The organism is Pseudomonas sp. GW821-FHT07G06, assembly GCF_058986625.1.
Genome location: NZ_JBYSVW010000017.1, coordinates 18,061 through 32,174, shown reverse-complemented (window position 1 = coordinate 32,174; position 14,114 = coordinate 18,061). Strand labels below are relative to the sequence as shown.

The window sequence follows — 14,114 nt, the reverse complement described above, 5'->3', positions numbered from 1 at the left end:
GCTCCAGGTTCATTGGTTTTTGCCGCGCTGTCCCAGCCAGAAGGCCAGCACCACCAGCACGATGGATATCACCAGCATCAGGGTCGAGATCGCATTGATCTCCGGCGTCACGCCGGCCTTGATCGCCGAGAAGATGTACACGGGCAAGGTCGTTGAACCCGGCCCGGCGACAAAGAAGGTCATGATGAAATCGTCGAGGCTGACCACGAACGCCAGCACCGAACCGGACAGCACCGCCGGCCACAGCAGCGGCAAGGTCACCCGGCGAAACACCTGCCAGGGGTTGGCGTACAGGTCGTTCGCCGCTTCCAGCAGGCTCTTGTCCAGGTCATTGAGCCGCGCGCGGATCGGCAGGTAGGCAAAGGGGATGCAAAAACCGATGTGGGCGACGATCACCGTCAGCAGACCGAGCTTGATTCCCAGCGCCATGAACAGCAGCAGGGTGGCGACGGCCGTGACGATCTCCGGCAGGATCAGCGGCAGGTTGATCCCGCCTTCGACCATTTTCTGTCCGTAGAACGGCCGGTACGTCGCCAGCGCCGCGAGCAGGGCAATCGCCGTGGCACAGACCGTGGCGATGCTGGCGACGATGATCGAGTTCAACGCCGCGGTCTGGATCGACGGGTTGGCCAGGATGCGTCCGTACCAGGCGAACGAGAACTCGGTCCACACCGTCGCCGAACGGTTGGCGTTGAAGCTGTAGGCGATCAGCACGAAGATCGGCAGGTACAGATAGGCCAGCATCAACAGGCTGACTTCGCGGGTCAGCGGCAGTTTCTTCAGGTGCAGGGCAATCATGCTTGGGCTCCTGGGCGTTGGGTCCTGGCGGCGTTGCGGCTATAGAGGGCGTAGAGCACCAGGGACAGCAACATGATCCCCAGCAGCAGGAACGACAGCGAACTGCCCAGCGGCCAGTTGCGCGCGGTGCCGAACTGCTGCTGGATCAGGTTGCCGATCATCAGCGTCTTGCCGCCACCGAGGATCGCCGGGGTAATGAAGGCACCCAGGCTCGGCACGAACACCAGCAAGGCACCGGCAATCACCCCCGGCATCGACAGCGGCAAGATGATCCGCCGCAACGCATGCCAGCGATTGGCGCCCAGGTCGTAGGCGGCTTCCACCAGGCGCCAGTCGAGCTTTTCCAGGGTCGAGTAGATCGGCAGGATCATGAACGGCAGGAAGCTGTAGACCAGGCCGACGCTGACCGCGAAGTCGTTGTAGAGCAGGGTGATGCCACCGGCCTGGGGGAACAGCGCGTTGAGGCTCTGGGCGACCCAGCCGTGTTCGCGCAGGATGATCAGCCACGCATAGTTGCGAATCAGCAGGTTGGTCCAGAACGGGATGGTGATCAGCAACACCATCAGGTTGCGTCGGCGCGGCGTCAGGCTCGACATCCACAACGCCACTGGGAAGCCGAACAGGAAACAAAGGACCGTGGTACCGCCGGCCTGGAACACCGAGCGCAGCAACGCCTGGGCGTAGACCCAGTTCAGTTCCAGTTCGCCGTCGAAACCTTCCTGGAAGAACAGCTGCACATAACTTTGCAATTGCCAGTCGGCCTGCCAGTCGACGCCGCCATAGACGTTGCGCGGCAGCAGGCTGATGTAGCCCATGATGCCCAGCGGAATGGCGATCAGGGCCAGCAGGGTCAGGACGACCGGGCTGAGCAACAGCGCGCGGTTGAGGGCCGGGGAAGTGCTGCTGACGCTCATCTCAGGCCTCCATCAACAGGCAGGCGTGGGGCGGCAGGTTGACCGCGACGCGATCGCCCACCACCCGCCCGTGGCTCAGGCCTTCGTTGTTCTCGCGCAGCATGACCTTGATGTCGTTGTTCAAGCGGCACTGATAGAGCGTGGCCGTGCCGACGTACAGCACGGCCTCGATCACGCCGCGCAGGTGATGGGGCTGCGACGGCTCGACCAGTTGCGAACGCTCGGGGCGGAACGCCAGTTGCACCTTGCTGCCGTCAAAGCCCTGGGCCGGGCAGGGGATTTCCACGGGCATGCCGTTGGGCACGAAGAGCTTTTCGTTCTGCTGGCCGCGCTTGAGGTGTCCGGGGAGGAAGTTGATGTCGCCGATGAATTGCGCGACGAACTGGTGCTGCGGACGCTCGTAGATTTCGTTGGGCGTACCGATTTGCAGGATCTTGCCGGCGGACATCACGGCAATGCGATCGGACAGGGTCAGCGCTTCTTCCTGATCATGGGTGACGAAAATGAAGGTGATCCCGGCTTCTTTTTGCACGCGCTTGAGTTCGACCTGCATTTCCTTGCGCAGCTTGAGGTCCAGCGCCGACAGCGGCTCGTCGAGCAACAGCACTTTCGGTTTCGGCGCCAGGGCCCGGGCCAGAGCCACCCGTTGCTGTTGGCCGCCGGACAGTTCGGCCGGTTTGCGTTTGGCCAGGTGCTGCATTTGCACCAGCGCGAGCATTTCCTCGACCCGCTGCGGGATCAGTTTACGATCAAGGCCCTGCATCTCGAGGCCGAAGGCGATATTCTGCGCAACACTCATGTGCGGAAACAGCGCGTAACTCTGGAACACTGTGTTGACCCGACGCTTGAACGGCGGCAAATCGTTGACCGGCTCGCCTGCGAGGCGGATCTCACCGTCGCTGACGTGTTCGAAGCCGGCAATGGTGCGCAGCAGGGTGGTCTTGCCACAGCCCGAGGGGCCGAGCAGGGTGAAGAATTCGTTGTCGGCGATGTCGACGGAAACATTGTCCAGGGCTGGTGCCAGCCCGGGGTCGTCGGAATATCGCTTGGAGACGTTTCGCACTTCAATTGCAACTGGATGACCCATAATGGTGCATTCCTCTAATTATTGTATGCAAAATCTGGATGCAATTTAGAAATACCCGGATTAACCTGCCCGTGCAAGCCCCTTTTTCAAAGGCTGATCATTCGCCAGGATTGTTTGCACAGGGCGCAAGGAGTTGATGAATGACGGAAAAGAAACTGGAAACCACGGTCGACCGCGTCTACCAAGGGGTTTACGAGGCGATCAGCAAGCGCTCGTTGCGTCCGGGGATGAAGCTGGGCGAAGCCTCGCTGGCCGAACTGTTCAACGTCAGCCGCACGTCTGTGCGGGCCGCGCTCAAGCAGTTGGAGGCCGATGGGTTGGTCACCACCGAGCCCAATAAAGGTGCATCGGTGTCATTGCCCAGTGACGAGGAGATTCGCTCGCTGTTCGAAACCCGGCGCCTGGTCGAGATCGGCATCGTCAGTGAACTGTGCCGTCGCCGGGATACGGCGGTGACCCAGGATCTGCGCGATCACCTGCTGCTGGAAGATGAAGCGCATCAAAGCGGTGATCACGAACGGCTGATTCACCTGCTCGGCGAGTTCCACATCAAGCTGGCTCGCAGCCTGAACAACCCGGTGCTGCTCGACTGGTTCCAGAAGCTGATTTCCCGGGCCTCGCTGTATGCCGCCGCGCTCGATGACGACAGCCACGAAGCCTGCCGCGACGATGAACACCTGCGATTGATCGAGTACATCGAAGCGGGCAACCAGAGCGCGGCCATCGAGCTGACCTGCATGCATTTGAATGGCATCGAGAAGGCCATTCTCGATGTCGCGGCCACCCTGAAAAGCAGTTACAACCCGCTCAAGCACCTGATTGAGGTGTAGGCGCTGCCGAAGGCAAAAGTCAAAGTCAAAAGATCGCAGCCTGCGGCAGCTCCTACAGGGGTACCTATTTCATTGCATCGGCTATACCTGCATGTGATTGAGGTGTAGGAGCTGCCGAAGGCTGCGATCTTTTGATCTTGTTGTTAAAAATCAAAATCAAAAGATCGCAGCCTGCGGCAGCTCCTACAGGGGTACCTATTTCTTTGCATCAGCTATACCTGCATGTGATTGAGGTGTAGGAGCTGCCGAAGGCTGCGATCTTTTGATCTTGTTGTTAAAAAATCAAAATCAAAAGATCGCAGCCTGCGGCAGCTCCTACAGGGGGTACCCATTTCATCGCATCAGCTATACCTCTATGAAACGAATCGCGCCCGGAATGCTCGAAACAAACGGGTGCCATTTACCGGGATAGAGCCAGCCGATGCAGTTTCTAGCGGATAGCCACGGGTGTGCCGGGTGGAACGGCGAAATGGCCGGGCGCATTCGTGCGTTCGACTGGAGCCAGACCGAACTTGGCCCGCTCGACTCATGGTCCAGGAGTCTGAGCAGCGCGGTGCAGTTGATGCTCGCCTCGCCACTGCCGATGGTGATGCTCTGGGGCCAGTCCGGGTACATGATCTATAACGACGCTTATTCCAAGTTTGCCGGTGGGCGTCATCCGTACCTGCTCGGCTCCACTGTGGAACTGGGTTGGCCAGAAGTCGCCGAATTCAATCGCCACGTGGTCGACACCTGCCTGGCGGGCGGCACCTTGTCCTATCGCAACAAAGAGCTGGTGCTGCTGCGTGACGGGGTTCCGGAAGATGTCTGGATGGACCTCTACTACAGCCCGGTAGCCGACGATGACGGACGCCCGTCCGGGGTCATGGCCATGGTGGTGGAAACCACGGATCGGGTGATCTCCGAACAACGGCGACAGGCGGCTGAAAACGCCTACCGCGCCGACAACGAACGGGTGCGCCTGGCGCTGAACGCCGGTGCATTGCTCGGCTCCTTTGTCTGGGACATCAAGGCCGACGTGCTGTCGGGCGATGAGCGTTTTGCCCGCACGTTTTCCTATCCCCTCGGGCAAGACCTGGAAAACCTGTCCCAGGAAATCGCAGAAAGCCGCATCCATCCAGATGATCGCAGCTGGGTCCGGGAACGCGTCACGTTGTCGGTGGAGACGGGCGAGCCCTACAACGTCGAATACCGCATCCAGCGCCCCGACGGCAGTTACCTCTGGGTACTCGCCAGTGGCTGTTGCGAGTTCAATGAACAGGGCGAGGCGTTTCGTTTCCCCGGCGTGCTGATCGACATCCACGAACGCAAGACCGCCGAAGAGTCCTTGCTCAAGTTCACCCGCAACCTGGAGCAGCGGGTGGCCGATGAGGTCGAGGCGCGGCTGGCGGCGGAGGATCAATTGCGCCAGTCACAGAAGCTGGAAGCCATCGGCGGCCTCACTGGCGGTGTGGCCCATGACTTCAACAACCTGTTGCAAGTGATCGCCGGCAACCTGCACTTGCTGGCGCGCCATGAGCGGGGTAACGCCAATGTGCAGCGCCGGGTCTCGGCGTCGATTGCCGCCGTCGAGCGCGGTGCCAAGCTGTCCTCGCAATTGCTGGCGTTCGCCCGCCGCCAACCGTTGTCGCCCGCGGTCTTCACATTGCGGGAGATTTTCGATGGCCTGGCGGAGTTGTTACTGCGTGCACTGGGTGAAACCCTTCAGGTTCACATGACGGCACCCGAAGATTCCTGGAATGTGTTTGTTGATCGCAACCAACTGGAAAACGCCATTCTCAATCTGGCGATCAATGCCCGTGACGCCCTTCAAGGCGAGGGCAGGATTGACCTGTGCGCGGAAAACCTCGTCCTCGATCGCACGTTTTGCGCCGGTAGGGGTATTGCCCCGGGGGACTATGTGCGGGTGTCCGTGACGGATACCGGCGTCGGCATGCCGCCGCAGGTGCTGGCTCAGGTGTTCGAGCCATTCTTCACCACCAAGGCCGACGGACAGGGCACCGGATTGGGCTTGAGCATGGTGTTTGGCTTCGTCAAGCAGAGTGGCGGTCATATCGAAATCGCCAGTGACGTGGGGCGGGGGACCCGGGTGCAGTTGTACTTTCCGCGTACCATGCGCGCGGTACCCAGTGAAACGCCGGGCCCCGATATGCCGCAACGGGGCGGGCACGAGCGCATCCTGGTGGTCGAGGACAATGAGGCTGTGAGAGTGTCGGCGGTGGAGTTGTTGGGTGAGGAGGGCTATCAAGTCCTCACGGCTACCAACGCAGACGTCGCCATGCAAATGTTGCTGGAAGGGGTGTCGGTGGACCTGATATTCACCGACGTGGTCATGCCCGGCCTGATCAAGAGTTCGGACCTGGCGGCCTGGGCGAAGGTGCAGGAGCCGCCGGTGGCGGTGCTGTTCACTTCGGGGCATACCCGCGACATCATCTCGCGTAATCACCAGCTTAGCCCGGATACTCATTTGCTCAGCAAACCCTACAGTCCTGAAGCGTTGACGCAGATGGTGCGGACAGTTCTTGGCGGCTGACAACATTTCCGCAGGCGGCCTGTCTTTTGGTGACTGTGTACATATCCATTGCTGCGGTAACGGCGGCTTATGGTTTCGCCCTTACGTACGGCCCCTCGCTGAGGCTCGGGGTACCTTCGCTCCGGTATTCATCCGGGGGCATTGCCCTCCGGTCGGCTTCGCTTCGACCTGCATGCAATGAGTTCGACTGCGTCGAACGGCGCTGCGCGCCCATCCCTGGATGAACACCTCCGCTCAGCCTGCCGAGGGGGCGGGTGGATCAAGATCAAGAGCGGCAGGCGAGCTAACGCTCGGCCTGTTGAGTGGTGAAGAGCGTTTGTGTACACCGTTCGGCTAAACGCACTCCCCGTGTAGGAGCTGCCGCAGGCTGCGATCTTTTGATCTTGATCTTCCCCCCTTCGACATTGTCAAAAATCAAGATCAAAAGATCGCAGCCTGCGGCAGCTCCTACAGGGATACACTCTCCCATCAGTACCAGGTCGGCCTTGCTCGCGAAGGTGGAGTGTCAGGCAGTAATGATGTTGGATGTTTCCTCGCTTTCATGAGCAAACCAGCTTCCACAAGGATGCATGGATGACGCAGCTACTTGCTCGGATGGGCCGCCTGGAGTTTTTTCGCCATTTTCAGGTGTTTTTCCAGCGCCGGCAGCATTTTTTGCGCAAAGCCCTTGAGCTCGGTGGCGCCCTTGACCCGGTCGTCCGTCACCGTATTGGCTTCCTTCTTGAAAAGGTCGATGGTTTCTTCATGGGCCTTGACCTGGTTGTCGGCATAGGCCGCGTCGAAGGATTCGTCGCGCATGTCGAGGATTTTTTCCTTGGCTTGCTTGGTCAGCGTCGTGCTGTCCGGCACTTCGATGTCGAATTTTTTCGCCAGGGCGGCCAGTTCATCGTTGGCCTTGGAATGATCGGTAATCATCATGTTGGCGAATTTCTTGACGTCGGCTGATGCACTTTTTTCCAGGGCCAGCCGGCTGGTCTCGACTTCGGCGATGCCGCCGGCGGCCGCTTTGTCGACAAAGTCATTGGAAGTGGCAGCCAGGGCACTGCCCATGCAGCTGCTCATTGCAATAACCAGGGCCAGGTGACGCACGTTGAGTCGGTCCATTGGTGATTCTCCGCACAGGTTTTCAAAGGTGATCGAGTGATCGTCAACCGGTGGAGGCGGCGCAGGCAAAGGTTTTATCGCATTTGCGACAGGACGACGAACGGGCACCGCTGGTCTGACAGATGGTCGACAGAACGGGCCAACCGAGGCCATTCTGATAGTTGGTGAACGCAATCAGTCGGCGTTTGCTACCGATTAACAAACGGAGGTGTTCCATGCCGGTGCCCCATGACCTTTTTCAGGATCTGAGTTGCACAAAGGAAGAAATCCAGCAGAAACGCACCAAGGATCCGTTACTGGATTCACTGATCAACAAGTATTCCCTGGCTGATGCCGAAGTGGTGAAAGCGGAGGAGGCCAAATCCAGCGATGATGCGGTGACGAAGCTCAAGGCGAAGCGCTTGGAGGTCAAGGACAAGATCGTCAAACAACTCCAGTTGCGGTCCTGATCCAGCGTGCCTGACACCGACGATCGGTGACTGGAAAGTTGGAACGGCCACCAGAACCGGCACCTCGAATGCTCAGAGACCGATATCACGGCTCTCAACGAGGTGCCTCATGACCCAGCCCAAATATCCCAGTGAACAACAGGGTGGCTACGACCCGATACCCACTCATCCCGAACCGCTGAGCCCCGAACACACCACGGTCAATCCCGAGGAAGAGCCGGGCATTGATGAATGGCCGGAGGATGAAGGTGTCGACATCGATCCAGAGTGAACACCGTCCCCTGTGGGAGCGAGCTTGCTCGCGATAGCGGTAGGTCAGTCGATATAAATGCGGACTGGTCGGGCGCCATCGCGAGCAAGCTCGCTCCCACATTGGTGCTTGGTTGAACTCAACAGATCATTGCAGCGCCTTGTTCAAAGGCAACCGCGCCATGTTCTGCGCCTTCAGTGAACCGAAATACAACCAGTCCCCATACTCGCGCACCGTGGTAATCGGTGAGTAGTTATCGGTGCTGCCGTCCTGCAGGTTGGCGATCACCTTGCCTTCAAGGTCCAGGCCCAGGGCAAACCCGCGCTTTTCCACGGGTTTGGGCAGGACAGTCATGGCTCGCACGATCATCTTGCGCACGAACGGATGCGCCGCCGTGCCGTCAAGCAGGGCATTGCGGGGGGCATACAATGCCACCCAGAACCGGTCGTGACCATTGAACGACAGGTTGTCCGGCAAGCCCGGCAGGTTGTCGATGAACAGGTCTTGGGTGCCGGCCTTGGGGCCGCTTAGCCAATAGCGGCTGATGCGGTAGGCGCCGGTTTCATTGACCAGCACGTAGGCATCGTCCGGTCCCAGGGTCACGCCGTTGGCAAACTCCAGCTTGTCCAGCACAACCGACGTTTTGCCGGTCTGGAAGTCGTAGCGCAGCAATCGACCGTCACCACCGTGTTCGAGCACGGCCTCACCGTCGTGGCCATAACCGAAGCGGCTCGAAGCATCGCTGAAATAAGCGTAGTGACCGGGTTTGTCGATGACCACATCGTCGGTAAAACCGAAGGGAACGCCGCCGGCCTCTGTGGTCAAGGCCACCAGGCGACCCTGGGCGTCGAGGGACAACAAACCTTTGACGGCATCGGCGATCACCAGCAGACCATTGGGATGCCGGGCCAGGCCCAGTGGCCGGCCACCGGTGTCGGCCAGGACTTTGGTGGTCTTGCCATCCAGGCTGGTGCGGATCAGGCGCCCGTCGTGCAAGCCGGTGATGAGCGTGTCGTTTTCCAGCAGCAGGGCTTCCGGCCCGTCGATGTCGGCGGCACCGACGCGCTCCACACCTTTGAGCCGTTGATTGTCGGCGTAGATGCCGCTGGAGAGGGATGGCGCAGGTTGTGGCGTCCAGGCCACCGGTTGCACCTTGGTCGGCATCAGCAGCAGGAAGGCGCCGATGACGACCATGACCAGCAGCAGGCATTTGAGGATTCTGCTCACGCGTTGACTCCGGTTGCCACCAGGTATTTCTGCGCCATCTCGCGCAACGCTTGCATTGACGCCGCCGATTCCCGGTCGATGCGCTGCTTGAGCAATAACCGGTTGGCAATCCGCATCGCCAGACCGCTGAACCGGTATTCCAGGGTGCGGACGAAACGTGTGTCCTTGTCCACGGCTTCGCATTCGTAGGTCACCACCAGCGACAGGCCATGGTCACCCTGGGCACGCGCGCTCCAGCGCTGGCCGGGCAGGTACTGCGCCACTTCCCAGCTCAAGTGTCCTTCACGGCCGCCGGCGCGGATGTCCTCCTCGAAACGTGCGCCGGCATGCAATGGACCTTTGGGCCCATCGATATGCAGCGACGACGGGTGCCATTGCGGCCAAAGGGTCACGGTGCTGGCGTAGGCCAATACATCGATCGGGTGTCCGGCAATGACAATCTGATGCTGCATGCGGGTCATGGGCGTTCTCGTCGGGTTGAGCGGCGCAGGTTCCGGCTCCCAATAGAGGGTGCCGAACAGGTAGTCCATCAGCGGGAAAACGATGTTGAAATTGCGCTCCTGCATCCGTTCGCGGCGGTGGTGCAGTTCGTGCAGCCGGCGCATCTGTCGGATCCACGGCAGCCGTGTGAGCGGATTGTGCGACGGCAGATGCTCGCAGGCATGGAACACTTCATAGGCCAGGTAGCCGAGGACAAGAACACCGCCGACCAGTCCGGCGACGTTGCTATCGAAGTGCTTGAGCAGCCACCAGAGGGGCAGGGCCACGGCGAGCGTGTGCAGTACGATCAGCCAGGCCGGAAACAGGATCACCCGCCAGTCGCGGGCGCTGTCGTAGGTCATGTGGCCAGGGGTGAAAAAACTGTGGTGGTCGCCGGCGTGACGGGCATAAAACAGCCGGGCGAAGCGCTTTTTATGATGCCCCAGGTGGCGATGCACCACGTACACGCCGAGGTTGAACACTAGCAGCGTGACGGGCACCGCAAGCCATTGCGCCGGCTGTACCTGATGCACGTTGCTCCAGAAAGCGCTGATCGCCAGTGCCCCGAACAACAGGACAAAAGCGCCGTGCAGCCAAGGGTTGTAGAGCGGATGAATGGCGGCGCGGTAACGGCTGCGGAATCCTTCGGTGGTCTGCCTCACTGCAATCACCTGTCGTTATTGTTATCTCCTGCAGATTAGTCGATTCCGCTGTTTTGGCGTGGCGAACCTTGAGGACACAACGGCCATGATCCGGTGCAAACCGGTCTCACGTCAGCGGGTCCCAGCGTTGCGACCAGTCTTCGTCGGAATTGATCACTTCGCGCAGCAGGTCGAAGGCGCGTTGCAGCGTCGGCGAGTCACGATCGCGGGAGTAGACCAGATAGGTCGGGTAGCTGAACTCCGGAGCCTTGGGCACCCGTTCCAGGGCACCGCTATCGAGATAACTCTGCACGACACGGGTGCGGAAGTAACCGCTACCGCCGTTTTCAAGAAGGTACTGCAAGCCCAACGGACCAAGATTGAAACTCAGTGCCGCCTTGGCTTTTTCCGGCAGGGCGGCATCGTGCTGGCGTCGGAATTCGGCGCCCCAATCGATGTACACATAAGGATCGGGTCTGTCGGCCAGGCGCACGAGAATCAGTTTTTCTTCGAGCACCTGTTCGACCTGCAGACGCGGCCAATACTCGGGCTGATACACCAGCGCGGCATCCAGAACGCCCAGTTCCAGTTGGCGCAGGAGGTTTTCGCCGTCATGGATTTCCATGCGCAGGGCGTGGCTGGGGATCTGCTTGCGGATTGCGCCGGCCCAGCCGAGCATCAGCGGGTTACACAGGCTCACCTCGCCACCGATGTGCAGCACATCGCGATAACCCTCGGGCAAGGGCAGATCACGCCGCGCGGCGTCCCAGGTTTGCACCAGTTGGTTGGCGTACACCACGAACGCTTCACCGTTGGGCGTCAGGCGAGCACCGGCACGGTTGCGTACGAACAGGGTACTGCCCAGTTGGCTCTCGAGTTTCTGCACCCGTGCGGTGATCGCGGTCTGGGTGACATGGAGCTTTTGCGCGGCGGCAGCCAGGCTGCCATGGCGGACGATTTCGAGGAAGGTGCGGGCGAGGTCGATGTCCATGGGGCGGCCGGTGTGGGAGGTTGAGGCATTGTAAGAGCACAAACCTCACAGGCACCACTCATACCCTGTGGCGAGGGGGCTTGCCCCCGTTGGGGCGCGAAGCGGCCCTTTAGACCCGCTCAAACATAGCGGGGCGTCGGATTGACGACTGCTTCGCAGCCGAACGGGGGCAAGCCCCCTCGCCACAGGGCAGGCAAAAACGACGAATCCCGCCACAAGGGGCGGGATTCGATTGCGGCCTTGCACGCTCCCGAAGATCGGGAGCCAGGTGCTTAGGACGGGAACAGCTCGGACAGTTTCATGGCCAGCATCATGTCGCCTTCAGCGCGCAGTTTACCGCCCATGAACGCTTGCATGCCGTCGGTCGAACCGTCGACGATGCCTTCCAGGGTTTCGCCGTCCATCACCAGAGTCACCTGAGCGTCCGGGTTCTCGCCTTCCTGCAGCTCGCAAGTGCTGTTCTTGACGATCAGCGAGAAGTTCTTGGTGTCGTCGATGCGGAAACCGAAGACCAGGTCCAGACCGGCAGCAGCGGCTGGGTTGAACTTGGCTTTCATTGCTTGTACGGCGTCTGCTACGGAGGTCATGGTTCGATCCTTTCTTGGGTAATTAGAGCTGGGTGATTACTGCCAGGGTCACAATAGTCCGGACTCAGCGAAACGTGATGAGTTCCGGGGCCTTCAACAGTTGCAGGTGCGCATGACTGTTGAAGGAAGCCAGCGACACCTCGCGACCACGAAACTTCAGCTGGTTGAGCGAGGTGTTGACGATTTGCCAGTTCAATTCAAAGGCCTGCCGGGCAGGCATTTGCGTAATCAGGTGGAGCAGGGCGGTGATGGTACCGCCGGAGGTGAACACGGCGATTTTCTGGGTGTTGTCGGCCTGGTCGAGGATGCGATGCAAGCCGCCCCGCACCCGCTCGACAAACCCCAGCCAGCTTTCCAGGCCCGGTGTGTCGTAGGTACCGGCGAGCCAGCGTTCGATGATCAGGGCGAAGATACGCTGGAACTCACCACGGTTTTGCGCGGCGTTGCGCAGGATGTCCAGCGCTTCGGGTTCGTCCGGCAACATGGCCGGCAACAGCGCGCGGATCACCGCATCGGCGTCGAATTCGTTGAAGGCGGAGTCGGTTTCCAGCAGCGGCACCGGCAGGCCCGCCGCGGCGAATTGTTCCAGCGCGCTGTTGGCCGTGTGCTGCTGGCGGCGCAGATCCCCTGCCAGGCAGCGGTCGAAGCTGATCCCGAGTTCGGCCAGGTGCCGGCCAAGGATTTCAGCCTGACGGATGCCGGTCGGCGACAGGACGTCGTAGTCGTCTGCACCGAAGGAGGCCTGGCCATGTCGAATCAAATAGATACTGCCCACGTCCGCGTCATCCCGGTACGTTGAAGGTTTGGCGAGGTTATGAGGATGGCGGTGAGCTGTCAATGAAAAAACATACGCTTGTTTGAAATGTTCGTTACAGGCCCGTTGCCAGAGGTTTCACGGCTGGTCGCAAGGTCGGCGCATGGGTATGCTGGAGGTATCCCGCGCGCGTTCGAGCCGCGCATCGTTTGAGGAGTCCCCGTGGAGTTTTTTTCCGAGTACGCCATTTTTCTGGCCAAGACCGTGACCCTGGTGATCGCCATTCTGGTGGTCCTGGCCAGTTTTGCGGCCCTGCGCAGCAAGGGGCGGCGCAAGTCGTCCGGGCAGTTGCAGGTCAGCAAGCTCAATGATTTCTACAAAGGGTTGCGCGAGCGCCTGGAGCAAACCTTGCTCGACAAGGACCAGCTCAAGGCCCTGCGCAAGACCCAGGCCAAGACCGACAAGAAGCAGAAGAAAAAAACCGAGGTCAAACCCCGGGTGTTCGTGCTCGATTTCAACGGCGATATCAAGGCTTCGGCCACCGAAAGCCTGCGCCACGAAATCACGGCCTTGCTGACCCTCGCCACACCCAAGGACGAAGTGGTCCTGCGCCTGGAAAGCGGCGGCGGCATGGTTCACAGCTATGGCCTGGCCTCCTCGCAACTGGCGCGTATCCGCGAAGCCGGCGTGCCCCTGACCGTGTGCATCGACAAGGTCGCGGCCAGCGGTGGCTACATGATGGCGTGCATCGGCCAGAAAATCATCAGCGCACCGTTCGCGATCCTCGGCTCGATTGGCGTGGTGGCGCAGTTGCCCAACGTCAATCGCCTGCTGAAAAAGCACGACATCGACTTCGAAGTGCTGACCGCCGGTGAATACAAACGTACCTTGACCGTGTTCGGCGAAAACACCGAGAAGGGCCGGGAGAAGTTCCAGCAAGACCTGGACATCACCCATCAACTGTTCAAGAACTTCGTCTCGCGCTACCGCCCGCAACTGGCGATCGATGAAGTGGCCACCGGCGAAATCTGGCTCGGCGTCGCGGCGCTGGACAAGCATCTGGTCGACGAACTCAAGACCAGCGATGAATACCTCGCCGAGCGCGCCAGCAAGTCCGAGCTCTATCACTTGCATTACGCCGAACGCAAAAGCCTGCCGGAGCGCATCGGCATGGCCGCCAGCGGCTCGGTCGATCGCGTGCTGTTGAGTTGGTGGAGCCGTTTGACCCAGCAACGTTTCTGGTAACAGGCCAGGAAATTTTGCCAAACATCCAGCCGGGGCATTTGCCCCGGTTTTTTTTGGGTGTTTTCACTGGTTTGGAGGGCAATTCAATTTCAGCGATGGTTGTTAACGATAACGCGTGTGAGCCGGATGAACGCGGCGCACTGGAGTCCATCGCCAGCAGGCTGGCTCCTACAGTTTCAGCGTGGGCGCGGTCCTTTGTGGGAGCTGGCTTGCCAGCGATGGTT

General features: G+C 60.3%; 14 protein-coding genes. 5 read left to right on the top strand and 9 right to left on the bottom strand.

Annotated elements, in window-relative coordinates:
* Window positions 1-9: 9 nt before the first annotated feature.
* Genes AC3WJW_RS24065 through AC3WJW_RS24055 form a run of 3 tightly spaced genes read right to left on the bottom strand, consistent with a single transcriptional unit; the run spans window position 10 to window position 2,799 of the window.
* On the bottom strand, window positions 10-798 hold the full coding sequence (locus tag AC3WJW_RS24065; RefSeq protein ID WP_429389040.1) for an ABC transporter permease: 789 nt from the start codon (window positions 796-798) through the stop codon (window positions 10-12).
* The gene (locus AC3WJW_RS24060; protein WP_493727664.1) at window positions 795-1,712 is read right to left on the bottom strand and encodes an ABC transporter permease; all 918 of its coding nucleotides are present in this window, start codon (window positions 1,710-1,712) and stop codon (window positions 795-797) included. The genes AC3WJW_RS24065 and AC3WJW_RS24060 overlap by 4 nt, the downstream gene beginning before the upstream one ends.
* Before the next feature lies 1 nt (window position 1,713).
* Entirely contained in the window at window positions 1,714-2,799 is a 1,086-nt protein-coding gene (locus AC3WJW_RS24055) for an ABC transporter ATP-binding protein (RefSeq protein WP_104448379.1), read from the bottom strand.
* 140 nt (window positions 2,800-2,939) lie between these two features.
* Here AC3WJW_RS24055 and AC3WJW_RS24050 point away from each other — a divergent pair, with 140 nt between their 5' ends.
* Window positions 2,940-3,629, top strand: coding sequence for a GntR family transcriptional regulator (locus AC3WJW_RS24050; RefSeq protein ID WP_007973313.1), 690 nt, complete (start codon window positions 2,940-2,942; stop codon window positions 3,627-3,629).
* Between the two features lie 421 nt (window positions 3,630-4,050).
* The gene (locus AC3WJW_RS24045) at window positions 4,051-6,162 is read left to right on the top strand and encodes a hybrid sensor histidine kinase/response regulator (protein ID WP_493727663.1); all 2,112 of its coding nucleotides are present in this window, start codon (window positions 4,051-4,053) and stop codon (window positions 6,160-6,162) included.
* Between the two features lie 582 nt (window positions 6,163-6,744).
* Here AC3WJW_RS24045 and AC3WJW_RS24040 read toward each other — a convergent pair.
* On the bottom strand, window positions 6,745-7,266 hold the full coding sequence (locus AC3WJW_RS24040) for a DUF4142 domain-containing protein (RefSeq protein ID WP_493727662.1): 522 nt from the start codon (window positions 7,264-7,266) through the stop codon (window positions 6,745-6,747).
* Window positions 7,267-7,481: 215 nt separating this feature from the next.
* On the opposite strand from AC3WJW_RS24040, the gene AC3WJW_RS24035 reads away from it, so the two are divergent.
* On the top strand, window positions 7,482-7,715 hold the full coding sequence (locus AC3WJW_RS24035) for a DUF465 domain-containing protein (RefSeq protein ID WP_095966813.1): 234 nt from the start codon (window positions 7,482-7,484) through the stop codon (window positions 7,713-7,715).
* Window positions 7,716-7,824: 109 nt separating this feature from the next.
* Window positions 7,825-7,986 carry a hypothetical protein gene (locus AC3WJW_RS24030; protein WP_167399505.1) on the top strand — a complete coding sequence of 54 codons (162 nt, stop codon included), beginning with the start codon at window positions 7,825-7,827 and terminating at the stop codon, window positions 7,984-7,986.
* A gap of 126 nt (window positions 7,987-8,112) precedes the next feature.
* Here the strand turns inward: AC3WJW_RS24030 and AC3WJW_RS24025 are convergent, their stop codons facing one another.
* From AC3WJW_RS24025 to AC3WJW_RS24005, 5 genes are all read right to left on the bottom strand, one after another.
* Window positions 8,113-9,192 carry an SMP-30/gluconolactonase/LRE family protein gene (locus AC3WJW_RS24025; RefSeq protein ID WP_493727661.1) on the bottom strand — a complete coding sequence of 360 codons (1,080 nt, stop codon included), beginning with the start codon at window positions 9,190-9,192 and terminating at the stop codon, window positions 8,113-8,115.
* A complete protein-coding gene (locus AC3WJW_RS24020; protein WP_493727660.1) occupies window positions 9,189-10,334 on the bottom strand; it encodes an SRPBCC family protein in 1,146 nt (381 codons plus the stop codon). The genes AC3WJW_RS24025 and AC3WJW_RS24020 overlap by 4 nt, the downstream gene beginning before the upstream one ends.
* Before the next feature lie 106 nt (window positions 10,335-10,440).
* Window positions 10,441-11,304, bottom strand: coding sequence for a LysR family transcriptional regulator (locus AC3WJW_RS24015; RefSeq protein WP_493727659.1), 864 nt, complete (start codon window positions 11,302-11,304; stop codon window positions 10,441-10,443).
* Between the two features lie 272 nt (window positions 11,305-11,576).
* Window positions 11,577-11,891 carry an SCP2 sterol-binding domain-containing protein gene (locus AC3WJW_RS24010; RefSeq protein ID WP_007976511.1) on the bottom strand — a complete coding sequence of 105 codons (315 nt, stop codon included), beginning with the start codon at window positions 11,889-11,891 and terminating at the stop codon, window positions 11,577-11,579.
* A 64-nt stretch (window positions 11,892-11,955) separates the two neighbouring features.
* Window positions 11,956-12,666: a histidine phosphatase family protein gene (locus tag AC3WJW_RS24005; protein WP_493727658.1), complete on the bottom strand. Its 711-nt coding sequence runs from the start codon at window positions 12,664-12,666 to the stop codon at window positions 11,956-11,958.
* A gap of 201 nt (window positions 12,667-12,867) precedes the next feature.
* Here AC3WJW_RS24005 and sohB point away from each other — a divergent pair, with 201 nt between their 5' ends.
* Window positions 12,868-13,890 carry a protease SohB gene (gene sohB, locus AC3WJW_RS24000; protein ID WP_007976507.1) on the top strand — a complete coding sequence of 341 codons (1,023 nt, stop codon included), beginning with the start codon at window positions 12,868-12,870 and terminating at the stop codon, window positions 13,888-13,890.
* Window positions 13,891-14,114: the final 224 nt, after the last annotated feature.

What these genes read in the sequence shown, in the direction of transcription:
- AC3WJW_RS24045 (WP_493727663.1), top strand. Translation starts at nt 4,051, where the DNA reads ATGCAGTTTCTAGCGGATAGCCACGGGTGTGCCGGGTGGAACGGCGAA.
- AC3WJW_RS24030 (WP_167399505.1), top strand. Translation starts at nt 7,825, where the DNA reads ATGACCCAGCCCAAATATCCCAGTGAACAACAGGGTGGCTACGACCCG.
- AC3WJW_RS24015 (WP_493727659.1), bottom strand. Translation starts at nt 11,304, where the DNA reads ATGGACATCGACCTCGCCCGCACCTTCCTCGAAATCGTCCGCCATGGC.
- AC3WJW_RS24055 (WP_104448379.1), bottom strand. Translation starts at nt 2,799, where the DNA reads ATGGGTCATCCAGTTGCAATTGAAGTGCGAAACGTCTCCAAGCGATAT.
- AC3WJW_RS24050 (WP_007973313.1), top strand. Translation starts at nt 2,940, where the DNA reads ATGACGGAAAAGAAACTGGAAACCACGGTCGACCGCGTCTACCAAGGG.
- AC3WJW_RS24010 (WP_007976511.1), bottom strand. Translation starts at nt 11,891, where the DNA reads ATGACCTCCGTAGCAGACGCCGTACAAGCAATGAAAGCCAAGTTCAAC.
- AC3WJW_RS24060 (WP_493727664.1), bottom strand. Translation starts at nt 1,712, where the DNA reads ATGAGCGTCAGCAGCACTTCCCCGGCCCTCAACCGCGCGCTGTTGCTC.
- AC3WJW_RS24035 (WP_095966813.1), top strand. Translation starts at nt 7,482, where the DNA reads ATGCCGGTGCCCCATGACCTTTTTCAGGATCTGAGTTGCACAAAGGAA.
- AC3WJW_RS24040 (WP_493727662.1), bottom strand. Translation starts at nt 7,266, where the DNA reads ATGGACCGACTCAACGTGCGTCACCTGGCCCTGGTTATTGCAATGAGC.
- AC3WJW_RS24065 (WP_429389040.1), bottom strand. Translation starts at nt 798, where the DNA reads ATGATTGCCCTGCACCTGAAGAAACTGCCGCTGACCCGCGAAGTCAGC.